Here is a 15,542-nt window from a genome sequence, read left to right as displayed (position 1 = left end):
CTTGTCCCCGGGCATCCACGTCTTTGGTTTTCCATGTAAAGAAAGACGCGGATGGCCGGGACAAGCCCGGCCATGACGACGTGGAAACGCCAGCCCCGGACCCGTCTCACACCTTCCCGCGGTATCGCAGCGCCTCGACCAGCAGCGAGAACGCGGGTGAGGCCTGCCGGCGGCTCGGATAATAGATGTGATAGCCGGAAAACGGCGGGCACCAGTCGGCCAGCACGCGCACCAGCCGGCCGGCCGCAAGATGCGGCTTCGCCTGCCCTTCGGTCAGATAGGCAAGGCCAAGCCCGTTCAGCGCGGCGCTCAGCAGCGTGCCAGAGCCGTTGAACACGAGCTGGCCCTCGACACGCACGTTGAGCTCGCGTCCGTTCTTCTCGAACTCCCACGCATAGAGGCGGCCGCCATGGGTCGGCAGGCGCAGGTTGAGGCAATTGTGCTCGGTCAATTCCTGCGGCGTGCGCGGCTTCTTGCGCGTCGCGAAGTAGTCGGGCGAGCCAACCACCGCCATGCGCAGGTCCGGACTGACCCGCACCGCGATCATGTCCTTCGCGACCAGCTCGCCCGGGCGGATGCCGGCGTCATATTGCTCGGCCACGATGTTGCTGAGGCCGTAATCGATCACGACCTCCACGTTGATGTCGGGGTATTTCGGAAGGATCGCGCGCAGCGCCGGCATCAGGATCGCCTCGGCGGCGTGCTCGGTCGCCGTCAGGCGGATGGTGCCCGCCGGCTTCTCGCGCAGCGCGCTGAGTGCCGCGAGCTCGCCGTCCATCTCGTCGAATTTCGGCCCGATGGTGCGCAGCAGCCGCTCGCCGGCCAGCGTCGGCGCGACACTGCGGGTGGTGCGGCTCAACAGCCGCACCCCGAGCCGCTCCTCCAGCGCCCGCACGATCTGGCTCAATGCCGACTGCGAGAGGCCGAGCTTGGCGGCGGCGCGCGTAAAGCTCCGCTCCCGCGCCACCGCAAGGAAGATCAGCAGGTCGCTCGCATTGTCCCGGTCCATTGATTAGCGAGCCTCATGAATGCATGCAGTTTTCATCATCTAATCCGCGAGGGGCGGAAGCGCTAGCTTCGGCGCAGCACAGAATTCAGCCACCCCGCCCATGTCCGTTACGACGTCAGATACGCGAGGCGCCATACCCTCGGTCGCCGCGACCCTGTTGCCGGTCATCGCCGTGATCTTCACGGGCTATCTGGTGATTGGCATCGCCATGCCGGTGCTGCCGCTGCATGTGCATCGGGATCTTGGATTCGGCACCTTCGTCGTCGGCCTCGTCGCCGGCAGCCAGTTCGCCGCCTCGCTGATCTCGCGTTTCACGGCCGGTCACCTGGCCGATACCACGGGCACCAAGCCCGTCGTGGTGAGCGGCCTGATCGCGGCCGCGGCCGCGGGATTGCTCTACGGCCTTTCGCTCGAATTCGTCGAGATGCCCACGTTGTCGCTCGCCGTGCTGCTGCTCGGGCGGGCGGTCCTGGGGGGCGCCGAAAGCTTCATGGTCGCGGGCGCCCTGAACTGGGGCGTAGCGCTCGCCGGTCCAGCGAACACCGGACGCGTGATGTCGTGGGTCGGCACCGCGATGTATGTCGCCTTTGCCGCCGGCGCGCCGGTCGGCAGCGCTCTCTTTGCGCGTCACGGCTTCGCCGCGATCGCGTTGACGACCATGCTGATTCCACTCGCGACGCTCGTGCTGGTGGCGCCGCTACGCGGTATCCCGCCGCAGCACCATGCGCGGCGGGCGGTGACGAAGGTGCTCGGCGCAGTTGCCGTGCCCGGCCTCGGCCTTGCGCTCTCATGCGTCGGCTTCGGCGCGATCACCACCTTCGTGGCGCTGTTGTTCGCGCACAACGGCTGGACCGCGGCATGGATCGCACTGACGGCGGTCAGCACAGCCTTCATTGCCGGGCGGCTCGCCTTCGGCCATCTGCCTGACCGCATCGGCGGACCGCGCGTCGCGCTCGTCTGCATCCTGATCGAGGCGGCCGGGCTCGTCGTGATCTGGCTCGCCGCGACACGGCTTGCGGTGTTCGGCGGCGCGGCGCTCGCCGGGCTCGGCTACTCGCTGGTCTATCCGGGATTCGGCGTCGAAGCGATCCGCCGCGCGCCGCCGGAAAGCCGCGGCCTCGCCATGGGCGCCTACACCGCATGCCTCGACCTTGCGCTCGGCATCACTGCGCCGCTGCTCGGGCTGATCGCCGGAGGCGCCGGGCTCAACGCCGTATTCCTCGCCAGTGCGTTGATCGTGCTGACTGGGGGTTGCATCGCGCTGCACCTGATGCGGTCGGCGGCGACAGACACGCGAGCCTGACAGGAGATGACCGTGAAACGGATAGCCGCCGTAATCGGCGCCTTTTGCCTGATCGCTTCGTACCCTGCGCTGGGGGAACCACAAGGATCAAGACCCATGCCCAATATCGACGACATCAGGGCGGTCGCGCCCGCGCTGGAGAAATACCGCCAGGACGTCCTGCTCGGCGATCTCTGGAAGCGTCCCGGCCTGTCGCCGCGCGACCGCAGCCTGGTCACGCTCGGCGCGCTGATCGCGCGCAACCAGACGATCGAGCTTGCCTTCTACCTCGATCGCGCGCTCGACAATGGCGTGACGCCGGCCGAGATCTCCGAGGCGATCACCCACCTCGCCTTCTACACGGGATGGGCCAATGCGATGTCGGCCGTTGCCAATGCCAAGGACGTGTTTGCGGCGCGCAAGATCGGAGCCGATCGGCTTCCGGCCACGTCCGGTCCGCAGCTTCCGCTCGACGAGGCGGCCGAGGCGCAGCGCGCAACGCGCGTTGCGCAACAATCCGGCGACGTGGCGCCGGGCCTCGTGCAATACACCGCCGACGTCCTGTTCCGCGATCTCTGGCTGCGGCCCGCCCTCGCGCCGCGCGACCGTAGCCTCGTCACGGTCAGCGCGCTGGTCGCGACCGGACAGGTGGCGCAGATCACCTATCACCTCAACCGCGCGATGGATAACGGGCTGACACGCACCGAAGCCGGCGAGATGCTCGCCCAGCTCGCTTTCTACGCCGGATGGCCGAACGCGTTCTCGGCGCTGCCGGTCGTCAAGGACGTGATCGCCCAACGGCCGCGATGACCTCGCTGTCGAGGCGCGGTCTGCTCGCCGGCACTGGCGGCGCGCTTGCTGCGTTGACATCGCTGCGGCCGGCCGGCGGCGCCGTGCCAATTCAGACAACAGACCACAGGAGCAAGAGCATGCAGATCACCCGCATTGGATCGCAGCCGTCCCGCAAGGGACCGGACGACTATTTCACCGGCACGGTCCGCGTCGACCCGCTGTTCCAGGCCCCCCATCCGGCGCGCGTCGGCGGCGCCAGCGTGACGTTCGAGCCCGGCGCGCGCACCGCCTGGCACACCCATCCGCTCGGCCAGACCCTGATCGTCACGGCCGGCTGCGGCTGGGTGCAGCGCGAGGGCGGGCCGATCGAGGAGATCCGGCCCGGCGACGTCGTCTGGTTTCCGCCCGGCGTCAAGCATTGGCACGGCGCGACGCCGACCACCGCGATGACGCATATCGCGATCCAGGAAACGGTCGACGGCAAGAATGTCGACTGGCTGGAAAAGGTCAGCGACGCGCAGTATCGCAGGTGATCGTCCCGGCTAGATCACCTTGCGCTGCGCCAGGTTCCGCAGCAGCGCGCCGACGCCGAAGGTCCAGTGCTCGCATTCGTCGCTGCCGCGCATGCGGTTGACGAGCTTGCCGAGCTGCGGCGCGGCGATGGTGACGATGTCGTCGCGCTTGTGGGTGAAGCCCTGGCCCGGCGCATCGCGGTCCTTGACCGGCGCGAACATCGTGCCGAGGAACAGCGCAAAGCCATCGGGATATTGATGCACCGGACCGATGGTCTGTGCGACGAGATCGGTCGGGTCGCGGCTGATCTTGCTGATCGAGGAATGGCCCTCGAGCACGAAGCCGTCGGTCCCCGTCACGGTCAGGCCGACGTCCATCCTGCGCACGTCGTCCAGCGTGAAGGTCTGGTCGAACAGCCGCAGCAGCGGGCCGACCGCGCAGGAGGCGTTGTTGTCCTTGGCCTTCGACAACAGCAGCGCCGAGCGGCCCTCGAAGTCGCGCAGATTGACGTCGTTGCCGAGCGCCGCGCCGACGATCCGGCCAGTGCTGGAGACGACGAGCACGACCTCCGGCTCCGGATTGTTCCAGGTCGATTTCGGATGCAGCCCGGCATCCATGCCGGTGCCGACCGACGACAGCGTCGGCGCCTTGGTGAACACCTCGGCGTCGGGACCGATGCCGACCTCGAGATACTGGCTCCAGGCGTTCTGCTCGATCAGCACCTGCTTCAATCTCATCGCCTCCGCCGAGCCCGGCTTCAGCTTGGAGAGATCGTCGCCGACGAGGCGCACCACCTCCTTGCGGATCGCCTCCGCCGACGACGGATTGCCGCGCGCCCGCTCCTCGATCACACGCTCCAGCATCGAGATCGCGAAGGTAACGCCGGCCGCCTTCAGCACCTGCAGGTCGACCGGCGCCAGCAGCCACGGCTTTTGCCGGTCGCGGCCGTCGGGCGGCGTGTTGGCGAGGATCGCCGCAAGGTCGCCGATCCGTTCGCCCCTGGTGGCGCGCAGAGCGGCGGCGGGATCCTGTTCCTCGCAGAGCGCGCTGACCGTCGGAAAGCGCGCGGTGACGTCGAACACCCCGTCATCGCGGACCGCCACCACGGCCGGGCCGCCAGCCTGCGGCAGCCAGACCCGCCCGACCAGCGCGCCGCGGGTAGCATCCTCCGGCAGGACATCTTTTGGCGTGAGCGAAAGCATCGGACTCTCCCCTTTTGGTCTTGTTGGCGCTTCCTAGAGCCTTTTCGGTTCCGATGGAATCGGAACGGGGCTCTAGATTGTTGTTTTGACGCGTTTTCTTTGCGCGAACCGGTATCCACTTCGCGCGAGAACGCTCTACCACAATGCTAGCTGCGATGTGAGGCGGTCGTCATCGCGATGTCACACGAAGGTAACACGCCCCGTCAATGCTCCCGCGCGATCCACCTGACATGGAAAGACGGATGTCGTGACTGCCTCCGCCCTCACCGACGAAGCCTTGCACGACGAAGCCTTGCGCGCGCGCATCCACCAGGAGATGGCCGACACTCTCGACGAGGAACTCGAGCTCGAGCTCGACGATGCCAGGCTCGACGACCTCGACCACTAGGCAAGGTCCGGCGAACCGGCGTTCGACCGCAAGCTCTATTTCCGCGAATTGCTGCGGCTGCAGGGCGAACTCGTGAAGCTGCAAGACTGGGTCCAGCACGAGAAGAAGAAGGTCGTCATCCTGTTCGAGGGCCGCGATTCCGCCGGCAAGGGCGGCGTCATCAAGCGCATCACCCAGCGGCTCAATCCGCGTGTCTGCCGGATCGCGGCGCTGCCGGCGCCGAGCGAGCGCGAGCGCACGTAATGGTACTTCCAGCGCTATGTCGCGCATCTGCCGGCCGGCGGCGAGATCGTGCTGTTCGACCGGAGCTGGTACAACCGTGCCAGCGTCGAGCGCGTGATGGGGTTCTGCACCGAGGAGCAGTATCACGAGTTCTTCAAGTCGGTGCCGGAATTCGAGCGCATGCTGATTCGCTCCGGCATCATCCTGTTGAAATACTGGTTCTCGATCACCGACGAGGAGCAGCAGTTTCGCTTCACGATGCGGATCCGGGACCCGCTGAAGCAGTGGAAGCTGAGCCCGATGGACGTCGAGGCGCACAGCCGCTGGGAGCAGTACACCAAGGCCAAGGAGATGATGCTGGAGCACACGCATCTGCCGGACTCGCCCTGGTGGATCGTCGACGCCGTCGACAAGAAGCGCGCCCGGCTCAACTGCATCTCGCATTTGTTGGGCCAGATCCCCTATCAGCAGGTCGCGCACGATCCCGTTGTGCTGCCGCCGCGGGTGCGCAACCCGGATTATCACCGCGGCCCGATCCCGCCGGAGATGTACGTGCCGGCGAGGTACTGATCTCAACGCGCGCGACTTGCGCCCCCTCTCCCGCTTGCGGGGCGAGGTAAGAGACCAAGACATAGGCAATGACCCCACCATCTCGCCAACTAATGGCGCAGGCCGGTACTATTGCTGCAACCATAGGCCGACGCTAGGCTTCCCCGATTTGGTGCAGGGAGGCCTACGTGACTCAATCCGACGACCTGAAGATTTCCGAAGACCGCCGCGACGCGCTGCGCTATGCGCTCGGGATCGGCAGCGGCGCCGCGCTCGCGGCCGCGATGGCAACCCCGGCTTCGGCTGATACCCAAGCCGACAACACGCTCGACCGTATCAGAGCCAACAAGATGCTGCGCATCGCCGTGCTGCCGGGCGAGTTGCCCTACTTCAACAAGGATCTCGCCACCGGCACCTGGTCCGGCTTCTCGATCGAGATGGCGAACGATCTGGCAAAACTGCTCGACGTCAAGTTGGAATATGTCGAATCGACCTACGGCAATTCGATCCTCGATTTGCAGGCCAACAAGATCGATCTCGGCTTCGCGCTCAATCCGACCCCGCAGCGCGCGCTGGTGGTCGATTTCACCAATTTGGTGTTTCCGCATCCGTTCGGCGCGATGCTGAAGAAGGGTCTGGAGGCCAAGACCTGGGCCGACATCAACAAGCCCGAGGTCAAGATTGCCGTCGACGTCGGCTCGGCCAACGAGGCGGTGGCCCGGCGCTTTGCCCCCAATGCCACCATCAAGTCGCTGAAGTCGCGCGACGAGGTGATGCTGGAGATGTCGTCGGGCCGCGTCGATTGCGTCGTCAACGCGCTGGTGCTGGGCCTGACCGCGATCGCCAAGAACCCGAACCTCGGCACCTACAAGATCCTGCAGTCGCCCTCGGTCACGATCGCGAGCGGCACCGCGGTGCGCCGCGAGCCCGACAAGCGCTGGCGCGATTTCCTGTCGGTGTGGATCGACTACAACCGCGGCATCGGCCAGATGCGCGAATGGTTCGTCAAGGGCCTCGGCCTCGCCGGCGTCAAGCCGGAGGACGTGCCGGTGGAGTTGAATATTTGAGGTGGGCTTGCCGCAAGTGATCCCCTCTCCCGCTTGCGGGGGAGGGTCGGGGTGGGGGTGCCGCCGCGCGACGCTCCTTGTGTGGGGAAAGCCCCCACCCGGATCGCACCTTCGATGCGATCCGACCTCCCCCGCATGCGGGAGAGGTGAACCACCGATGTGGCGACTCTGTAGGATCGCTCACACCTTGTCGTAGGTCAGCCCGCGCTCCAGCCGCCGCGCCAGCAGCGTCGAGGGGAACAGGATCGCGAAGTAGATCAGCGCCACGATCGTGTAGACCTCGAGCGGCCGGTAGGTATCGGCGTTGATCAGGGTCGCGTTGTAGACGAGATCGGGCACCGCGATGATCGAGACCAGCGAGGTGTTCTTAAGCTGCGTCACCGACTGGTTGACATAGGGCGCCATCATCGGCTTGAGCGCCTGCGGCAGGATCACGAGCCGCATCAGCGGCCAGCCGCGGAAGCCGAGCGCCTTGGCGGCATCCCACTGCCCGACCGGCACGCTCTCGATGCTGCCGCGCACGATCTCGGCATAGAATGCGCCGCCATAGAGCGAGAGCACGCTCATCGCCGCGACATGCGCCGGGATGTTGACGCCGATCACGACCGGAAAGGCGTAATAGAACCAGATGATCTGCACCAGCAGCGGCGTGCAGCGGAACGCTTCGATATAGGCGATCAGGAGCCAGTCGATCACCGGGATCCGCCGGAGGCGCAGCATGCCGACGATCAGGCCGATCAGCGTTCCCAGGATGATGGTGCCGAGCGTGTAGGCGATGGTCCAGCCAAGCCCGAGCCAGAACAGATGGCTGTATTTGGCAAGGATGCCGAAATCCCAAACGTAGTTCATCCTGCCCCTCGATTGCCGGGTATCCCGCGCCCGCCGATCATCCGATGCTCCAGCATTGCAGGCGAACCGGCGGGAGTCACGCGATATAGCGGCTCGGCGCAAAGGCCTGTGTATCGAACGGCGGCGCGCTGCCTGCGATCATCGCCGCGATTGCAGCGCCGGTGCCGGGGCCCGTGGTGAAGCCGATGTGCTGGTTGCCGAAGGCGAGCCAGAGGCCGCGGTGCCGCGGCGCCGGGCCGATCATCGGCAGGCTGTCCGGCAGCGTCGGCCGCGCGCCGCGCCAGCGCTCGCCGACGGCGTCGCCGAACTCGATCACGCTGCGCGCCAGCGGCACCACCGTGTCGAGCTGGGAGAAATTCGATGGCGCGTCGCGCGCCGCCAGTTCGACGCCGCAGGTCACGCGAATGCCCTGCTCCATCGGCGTCATCACGAAGCTGCCGTCCGCATCATGGATCGGCCGCAGCAATTTGCGTGCCGGGTTCGGCGCGAAATGCTGATGATAGCCGCGCTCGAACGCCAGCGGCACGCGATAGCCGAGCGGCCGCAGCAGCTCCGCCGACCACGGCCCGAGCGCGACCACGACATGGCGCGCCGCGATCTCGCCGTCGCCGAGCTGCACGCGCCAGCCGTCGCCCTGCGGTGCGATCCGCCTGATCTCGGATAGCCGGATCACGCCGCCGCCAGCCGCAAGCATGCTCGCGTAGTCCTTGACCACCGCACCGGGCGAATCGACCGATGCCGTCTGGGTGTGCAGGAGGCCGACGCTATAGGCAGGGATGATGTTGGGCTCGAGTGCGGAGATGGCCTGGCGATCCAGCACTTCGCTCTTGATGCCAAATTCGGCGAGCGCCGCCTGCTCCGCCCTGGCGTTCGCGAGCCCATCGCCGCGCCAGGCCTTCAGCCAGCCGGTCTCACGAATGCGGCTCCCTGCGCCTGCCTGCACGATCCAGCCGCGATGCAGCTTCAGCGACGTCCCGATCAGCCCGCGCAGCGCGACCGCCCGCGGCTTGGTCTGCGACGGCGCGGTGCTGGCGAGGAAGCGCATCACCCAGCCGGCATTGGCAATGGCCCAGGGGATATTCCAGCGCAGCGCCGGATGCTGGTTGGTCAGGTATTTCGGCAGGTTCTTCCAGAGCGCGGGCGTGTTGAGCGGGAAGATCGAGCCCGACGAGAGAATCCCGGCGTTGCCGTAAGAGGTTTCGCTGCCGGGCTCGCGGCGGTCGACGACGATGACCGACAGTCCGCGCTGCCGCGCCGCGAGGCCCGCGGAGATGCCGACCATGCCGGCGCCAAGCACGGCGACATCAACCTGTTGTCCCGGGGCGTCCTCCGTCATGCCATCACATCAAGGTCAGGCCGCCATCGACCGGCAGCATGGCGCCGGTGACATGTCCCGCCTCCGGCGACAGCAGGAACGCGACCACGGAAGCGACCTCGTCGGGCTGCCCCAGCCGCTGCATCGGATTGGCTTTCGCCACGCGTTCCCAGGCCGCAGGATCCAGCGCACCGACCAGGCCGGGATCCTTCTGCGTATAGCCGGGCACCACGGCGTTGGCGGTGGCGCCCGAGGCGGCGAGCTCGATCGCCAGCGACTTCACCAGCACTTCGAGCGCGGCCTTGGCCGCGGCCGATCCGGGAAAGGTGCCGCCGGGCACGAAGCGATGCGCCCCGAAGCTTGAGACCGCGACGACGCGCCCGCCGGCGCTGCGCGCGAAATCCGGCAGCGCGGCAGCGGCCATTTCATGGAATGCCGCAGCCATCACCGCGAAGGCCCGCTCCAGCGATTCGCGCGGCAGGCTGGCGAAATCGCGCCGGTCGGCAAATCCCGCCGCGTGCACGATCGTATCGATCGGCCCAAATTCCGCGTGCGCCGCGTTGACAAGCTCGGCGCCCGTCCCGGCCTTGGCGAGATCGCCGCTGCGGACAGCGACCTTCGCACCTGCGCGCCGGCACGTCTCGGCGACCGAATTCAGCCGTTCGCGCCCGGCCGCCTCGGCGCCCTGCCCGTGCAGCATCAGGCACTGATCGGGGCCGGCCAGACGGCGCGCAATCGCAGCACCAATGCCCGAGCCGCCTCCCGTGATGATTGAAACCCGCATGAACCGCTGCGCTTTCGAGGACAGCGAACTATAGGTTCGGTGTCACGAAATGCAAATCGGCACGCGCATCGCCGAAAGGTCTAACGCCAGGGCTCGACCAGTATCTTGGTGTGCGCTTCCGGATTGGCGAGATCGGCAAAGGCCTGCGCCACGCCATCGATGCCGACGCGGCCGGTTACCAGCGAGGCGGCATCGACCTGCCCTTCCGCGATCAAACGCAGCGAAAAGGCGAACTCCTCCGGCGTGTAACCGAGCACATACTGGACGTTGAGCTCCTTCAGAATGCCGAGCATCGGCTCGGAGCGGTCGGTCTCCATGCAGACGCCGACCACGATAATGCGGGCATCGCGCGGCGCGCCCTCGAACACCTGCTGCAACACACCGGGCACACCGACGCATTCGAAGATCAGCGCCGGCTTCAGCGCCGGCAGCATCGCCTGCATGGGCGGCCGCGCGGCCTTCTGCTCCGCTGTCATCTGGGCATGCTCGGCCCAGCTCGCATAGGGCTGCGTCTTCGCGGGATCGACGACGACGTCGGCACCCATCTTTTCTGCGAGCCGGCGCCGCGCCGGCGAGTAGTCGGCGGCCACGATCGGACCGAGGCCCTTGATCTTCAGCGCGGCGATCACCGCGAGCCCAACCGGGCCGCAACCGATCACCAGCGGCACCTCGCCGCCGCGAATATCGGCCTTCGCCACCGCATGCACGCCGACCGCAAGCGGCTCGGTGAGCGCGGCATGCTCGGCGGCGAGCCCGTTCGGCACTTCAAGCAGCAGCGCCTCGCTGAGCAGCATCTGCTCGGCATAGCCGCCGACATTCTCGTTGGAATACCCGACGCCCTGCGGTCCCCGTGGCGTGAGCAGCGCAGGCACGGAGCACACTTTCGTCCCGGGCTTCAGCTTGCGCGTGGTGTCGGACCCGTAATCCAGGATCTCACAGCAGAACTCGTGGCCGAACACGACGTCGCGGGAGAGGTCCATCGGCTGGCGGCCGGGAAAGAATTTCGTCAGCTCCACCATGCGGTGGGCATGCTTGCGCGCGTGCAGATCGGAACCGCAGATGCCGCAGGCGAGCGATTTGACCAGCACCTGCCCGGCGCCCGGCTTCGGCTCAGGCAAGGTGTCGACGACGATCTCGCCGTTCCTGAAGATGGCTGCGCGCATGATTCCTCCCATGTGGGCTTTTCCCACTTATAGAGCCTATCGGTTCTGATTGAATCAGAACCGAAGCTCCCGATTCTTGCGTTGAGGCGTTTTCTTCCCATCAGCCGGTCGCCATTCCGGATCAAGTTCGCGACACGCTTTCGCTCGAAAACGCGACCGAGGATCACTGCGCACAGCGCCGTTGCCGGGATTCGTGCCCGGCACACCGTGGCGGTCAGGCGTTTGGCGACGGCTCGCCCGCGACGGCGAGCAACTGCGAGCGGCGGATTCGCTCACGGTGCGCGGTGTAGAGGCCGGAGGCGACGATGAAGGCGGCGCCGACGATGGTCCAGCCGTCGGGCACTTCACCGAAGATCAGGAAGCCGAGGATGCTGACCCACAGCAATTGCGTGTAGGAGAACGGCGCGAGCACCGAGGCGTCGCCATACCGGAACGCCAGCACCACGATCCACTGCCCCGCGGTGGAGGCCACCCCGATCAGGATGCCGAACATGATGTCGTGCCAGGTCGGCGTGACCCAGACGAACGGCACCAGCGCGCTGACGATGGCAACACCGACGATTGCCGAATAGGCCATGATGGTGACGGAGCGTTCGCCGCCGCTCATCATCCGCGTCATGATCAGCGTGACCGCCCACGCCAGCGCCGAGACGATCGGGAAGAACGCCGCCGGATGGAACGCGCTGGTGCCGGGCCGCAGGATGATGAACACGCCGACCAGACCGACCGCGGTCGCGATCCAGCGGCGCAGACCGACCTTCTCGCCGAGGAAGGCGATCGACAGGGCGGTGACGAACAATGGCGACACAAAGCTGGTGGCGGAGGCCTCCGCGATCGGCAGGAAGCTCAGCCCTGTGATGAAGATCAGCGAGGAACCGAGCAGCGCCGCGCCGCGCAGCACATGCAGCCCGGGGCGCCGGCTCTGCATCGCAAACAGCGGCGTGCCCGGCAGCATCGCCGGCGACATGATCAGCGCGAACACCAGAAAGCGGATCCAAGCGATCTCGATCGAGGACAGCGTCGACGACAGATATTTCGCGGTGACGTCGGAGGTGCCCAGAAACACCGTCGACAGCAGGATCAGCGCGATGCCCTTGAACGGCCGGTCCGTGCGCGCCGGCGCCTTCGGCGCCGCGGACTTCTTTTCGGGCAATGGCAAAAGGGCGCTGTCCAGCCTGGCGGCTGCGGCGGGGGGCGGCGTCACGGCAATCTCGAGAGCAAAATAAAGCGAATCTGCTGATGCCCACAAAACGCCAATTCCGCCACAAGGACAACGGCTGAAAACGGGACTCGGATATGCGTCAGCGCGCGCGGCGGCCCGTCACGGGCGGTGCACAGGCGCGATTGAAACAGTTTGTTAAGAACTGTGTGCGCGCTGAGACCTCGCATACGCGATTGAAGCAACGCGACTGCAGCTTCTGCTTACCTCTCCCCAGCGGGGAGAGGTCGATTTGCGCAGCAAATCCGGTGAGGGGGGCAGGTCCCACGATAGTGCGCAACCCCTCACCCGCGCCTTCGGCGCGACCTTCCCCTATGGGAGAGGTTTGACGCCGGACTTGCGGAGATTGCTCAACGCAATCTCGCGCTCTACAGCATCGGCAGTGACCGCGGCTTCGGCCCGCGCGGAAACGCCTTGTCGAGGGCCGCGATCTCGCTGTCGCTGAGCTTCAGGTCTCCGGCTGCGGCATTCTCCGCCGCGTGGTCCGCGCTCGACGCCTTCGGGATCGCAAGCACTGATGGATTGCGGGTCAGGAAGCTCAGCGCGACCTGGCGCGCGGTGGCCTTATGCGCCTGTGCGATCGATTGCAGCACCGTGCCGCCCCTACTCGATGGCGACGGGAAATCGTCGTGGCCGAACGGTGAGTAGGCGACCGCAGCAACGCCATGCTGCACGCACCACGGGATCACGGCATGCTCGATCGCGCGCTCCTGCAGATGATAGAGCACCTGATTGCAGGCGATCCTGCCTTCGTCCGCGACATCGAGCAGCTCATCGAGATCGTCGGCGTCGAAATTGCTGACGCCCCAGGAGCGGATCTTGCCGGCCGCGATCAGATCGTCGAAGGCGGCGACCGTGTCGGCGAGCGGATAGGATCCGCGCCAGTGCAGCAGGTAACAGTCGAGGCGATCGGTCTGCAGCCGCTTCAGCGAGCGCTCGCAGGCGGTGATGGTGCCGCGCCGCGAGGCGTTGCTCGGCAGCACTTTCGAGACGAGAAACAGCTCGTCGCGGCGGCCGGCAATGGCGTCCGCGATCACAAGCTCGGCGTCGCCATACATCTCCGCGGTATCGATATGGGTCATGCCGGCGTCGATGCCGCGCTTCAGCGCAGCTACGGCCGCCTTGCGGTCGCCGTGATCGAGATACCAGGTGCCCTGCCCGATCGCCGAAACCTGCGGGCCGCCTTTGCCGAATGATCTTGTCTGCACGATCGCCTCGTCGTTCCATAGAACTGCGCACCAACCATAGACCATACAGGCAATGCTGTCGCCACGTCGCAGCCCCCGCGAAGGCAAGGGCCATGATCACGCCAGTCGATGCATTCCACGCGCTGATCAGCTACGCTCTCGGCGGCTGGACTCGCCGTAATCCGCCACGCTATGTTCCATTTTACCTAACGATAGGACTGGACATATAAGATGCGGTCACGCCGCTCCGCCATTGCCATCCGCCACGTGGCGTTCGAGGATCTGGGGCTGCTCGCTCCGATCATGGAGCGCGCGGGCTGGAGCGTGTCGTTCTGCCATGCGCCGGTCGACGATCTCTCCGATCGCGCGATCAGGGATGCCGATCTCCTGATCGTGCTGGGCGGCCCGATCGGGGCCTATGAGACCGACAAATATCCGTTCCTCACCGCCGAGATCGCGCTGCTGGAGCACCGGCTGCGCCGCGAATTGCCGACGCTCGGCATCTGCCTCGGCGCTCAGTTGATGGCGCGGGCGCTGGGCGGTCGCGTCTTCCCCGGCGACGTCAAAGAGATCGGCTGGGGAACGATCGATCTGACGCGTGAGGGCGCGTCATCCTGCCTCAACAAGCTGGGAACCGACCCCAAGGTGCTGCATTGGCATGGCGACACCTTCGATCTGCCTGAGGACGCCGTACGGCTGGCCTCGAACGCCAATTACGCGAACCAGGCGTTTGCCTATCGCGGCAACGCGCTCGCACTGCAATTCCATCTCGAGGCCGATCCGCGGCAGCTCGAGGAATGGTATGTCGGGCATGCCGTCGAACTGTCGGCCGCAAACATCTCGATTCCCGAATTGCGCGCCACGACGCAGGCGCTCGCCATGACCGTCGTCACGCAGGCCGAACAGGTTTTCAGCGACTGGCTTCGGACCATCGCGCAGACCGACGACGCACTTCGGTCCGGCGCAAGTACATAGGCCGGATTGCGTCGTGATGTGCCTGCTTGAGAACGCAGCACGCGTCCAGGGGCCGTTCCGCTACCGATCCAGCCTGCTGATATCAGCCACCAGCACCGAGCCCGTCACCGATTCCGTGATGTAGAGCCGGTCGCGGTTGGCGCCGCCGATCGCCACATTGGTGCAGCTCTGTCCGGCACAGGACTTGATCCGCGCGATGCACTCGCCGTTCGGTGCGAACACGAAGACGTGGCCGAGCGAGGCGTGCGCGACGAACAGCCGCCCGTCCCGGTCCATCGTCATGCCGTCGGGCCCGCTCGGGCCGAACAGCGAGCAGAAGCGCCCGACCTTGGAGACACTGCCGTCTTTCATGAACGGCGCGCGCCACACCGCGTTGTCGCGCGTCATGGCGACGAACAGCACCGTCTCGCGCGGATCAAGCACGAGGCCATTCGGACTGATCCCGGTATCGATCAGGCAATCGAGCTGGCCGTTGGTCCGCAAGCGATAGACGCGTCCCGTCGGATCGTGCAGGCCGGTCTGGCCCTGGTCGGTGAAATAGATGTCGCCGTTCGACGCGATGTGCAGGTCGTTGCAGCCGCGGAACGATTCCGAGTTGCGCGACCGCAGCACCGGCGTGACCTTGCCTGCCTTGGCGTCGAGCTCCATCAAGCCGTAATCGGCGATCAGGATGCGGCCCCTGGCGTCGATCTTCAGCCCGTTGGGCCAGCCGTCATATTCCGCGACCTGAGACCAGGTCTTGTCCGGCGCGATACGGAAGATACGGCCGAACGGGATATCGACGATGTAGAGATTGCCCGACGCATCGAATGACGGCCCCTCGATGAAGCAGTCGGTGATCGCGCCCGGCCGGTTGGCATCCGCCCATTCGGTCGCCACCTTGCGGCGGAATTCGGCCGGCACGGCGGAGAAGATTTCGGTCGGGATCAGTTTTGGCGGCGTTTCCAGGTACATCATTATTGGTTCACCCGTTGGCGGAACGGGTGGACCATAGATCGATCCTTTCATCATTGCGAGAAGCGATCG

The 15,542-nt window shown here is 66.2% G+C and carries 14 protein-coding genes and 1 pseudogene; 6 read left to right on the top strand and 9 right to left on the bottom strand.

What is annotated here, in order from left to right; genetic code table 11:
* Positions 1 to 106: 106 nt before the first annotated feature.
* Positions 107 to 1,009, bottom strand: a complete 903-nt coding sequence (locus tag MTX23_RS11205; RefSeq protein ID WP_280976692.1) for a LysR family transcriptional regulator — start codon at positions 1,007 to 1,009, stop codon at positions 107 to 109.
* 100 nt (positions 1,010 to 1,109) lie between these two features.
* On the opposite strand from MTX23_RS11205, the gene MTX23_RS11200 reads away from it, so the two are divergent.
* The 3 genes from MTX23_RS11200 (at position 1,110) to MTX23_RS11190 (ending at position 3,616) form a co-directional block, all read left to right on the top strand.
* On the top strand, positions 1,110 to 2,312 hold the full coding sequence (locus MTX23_RS11200; protein ID WP_280976691.1) for an arabinose transporter: 1,203 nt from the start codon (positions 1,110 to 1,112) through the stop codon (positions 2,310 to 2,312).
* A 12-nt stretch (positions 2,313 to 2,324) separates the two neighbouring features.
* Positions 2,325 to 3,101: a carboxymuconolactone decarboxylase family protein gene (locus MTX23_RS11195; RefSeq protein ID WP_348637552.1), complete on the top strand. Its 777-nt coding sequence runs from the start codon at positions 2,325 to 2,327 to the stop codon at positions 3,099 to 3,101.
* A 119-nt stretch (positions 3,102 to 3,220) separates the two neighbouring features.
* Positions 3,221 to 3,616 carry a cupin domain-containing protein gene (locus MTX23_RS11190; RefSeq protein ID WP_280976689.1) on the top strand — a complete coding sequence of 132 codons (396 nt, stop codon included), beginning with the start codon at positions 3,221 to 3,223 and terminating at the stop codon, positions 3,614 to 3,616.
* A 9-nt stretch (positions 3,617 to 3,625) separates the two neighbouring features.
* Here MTX23_RS11190 and MTX23_RS11185 read toward each other — a convergent pair whose 3' ends face one another.
* Positions 3,626 to 4,798 carry a fumarylacetoacetate hydrolase family protein gene (locus tag MTX23_RS11185; RefSeq protein WP_280976688.1) on the bottom strand — a complete coding sequence of 391 codons (1,173 nt, stop codon included), beginning with the start codon at positions 4,796 to 4,798 and terminating at the stop codon, positions 3,626 to 3,628.
* 316 nt (positions 4,799 to 5,114) lie between these two features.
* Here MTX23_RS11185 and ppk2 point away from each other — a divergent pair.
* Positions 5,115 to 5,978: pseudogene (ppk2, locus tag MTX23_RS11180) on the top strand (polyphosphate kinase 2).
* Positions 5,979 to 6,145: 167 nt separating this feature from the next.
* Positions 6,146 to 7,024, top strand: coding sequence for a transporter substrate-binding domain-containing protein (locus tag MTX23_RS11175; protein WP_280976687.1), 879 nt, complete (start codon positions 6,146 to 6,148; stop codon positions 7,022 to 7,024).
* A gap of 180 nt (positions 7,025 to 7,204) precedes the next feature.
* On the opposite strand, the gene MTX23_RS11170 is transcribed toward MTX23_RS11175, so the two are convergent.
* The 6 genes from MTX23_RS11170 to MTX23_RS11145 form a co-directional block, all read right to left on the bottom strand.
* Positions 7,205 to 7,873, bottom strand: coding sequence for an amino acid ABC transporter permease (locus MTX23_RS11170; RefSeq protein ID WP_280976686.1), 669 nt, complete (start codon positions 7,871 to 7,873; stop codon positions 7,205 to 7,207).
* Between the two features lie 76 nt (positions 7,874 to 7,949).
* The gene (locus MTX23_RS11165) at positions 7,950 to 9,209 is read right to left on the bottom strand and encodes an FAD-dependent oxidoreductase (RefSeq protein WP_280976685.1); all 1,260 of its coding nucleotides are present in this window, start codon (positions 9,207 to 9,209) and stop codon (positions 7,950 to 7,952) included.
* A 4-nt stretch (positions 9,210 to 9,213) separates the two neighbouring features.
* On the bottom strand, positions 9,214 to 9,972 hold the full coding sequence (locus MTX23_RS11160) for an SDR family oxidoreductase (RefSeq protein WP_280976684.1): 759 nt from the start codon (positions 9,970 to 9,972) through the stop codon (positions 9,214 to 9,216).
* A gap of 80 nt (positions 9,973 to 10,052) precedes the next feature.
* The gene (locus MTX23_RS11155; protein WP_280976683.1) at positions 10,053 to 11,135 is read right to left on the bottom strand and encodes a zinc-binding dehydrogenase; all 1,083 of its coding nucleotides are present in this window, start codon (positions 11,133 to 11,135) and stop codon (positions 10,053 to 10,055) included.
* Between the two features lie 214 nt (positions 11,136 to 11,349).
* Positions 11,350 to 12,294, bottom strand: a complete 945-nt coding sequence (locus MTX23_RS11150; RefSeq protein WP_280978042.1) for a DMT family transporter — start codon at positions 12,292 to 12,294, stop codon at positions 11,350 to 11,352.
* A 428-nt stretch (positions 12,295 to 12,722) separates the two neighbouring features.
* On the bottom strand, positions 12,723 to 13,562 hold the full coding sequence (locus MTX23_RS11145) for an aldo/keto reductase (RefSeq protein WP_280976682.1): 840 nt from the start codon (positions 13,560 to 13,562) through the stop codon (positions 12,723 to 12,725).
* Positions 13,563 to 13,772: 210 nt separating this feature from the next.
* Here MTX23_RS11145 and MTX23_RS11140 point away from each other — a divergent pair, with 210 nt between their 5' ends.
* Positions 13,773 to 14,516, top strand: a complete 744-nt coding sequence (locus MTX23_RS11140) for a glutamine amidotransferase (RefSeq protein WP_280976681.1) — start codon at positions 13,773 to 13,775, stop codon at positions 14,514 to 14,516.
* Positions 14,517 to 14,576: 60 nt separating this feature from the next.
* Here the strand turns inward: MTX23_RS11140 and MTX23_RS11135 are convergent, their stop codons facing one another.
* Complete coding sequence (locus tag MTX23_RS11135) at positions 14,577 to 15,473, bottom strand: SMP-30/gluconolactonase/LRE family protein (RefSeq protein ID WP_280976680.1); 897 nt, start codon at positions 15,471 to 15,473, stop codon at positions 14,577 to 14,579.
* Positions 15,474 to 15,542: the final 69 nt, after the last annotated feature.

It is taken from the genome of Bradyrhizobium sp. ISRA436, from assembly GCF_029910015.1.
In the GTDB taxonomy this organism is placed as follows: domain Bacteria; phylum Pseudomonadota; class Alphaproteobacteria; order Rhizobiales; family Xanthobacteraceae; genus Bradyrhizobium.
Note: the sequence above shows the minus strand (reverse complement) of the source record. Positions and strands in the feature narration are given on the sequence as shown.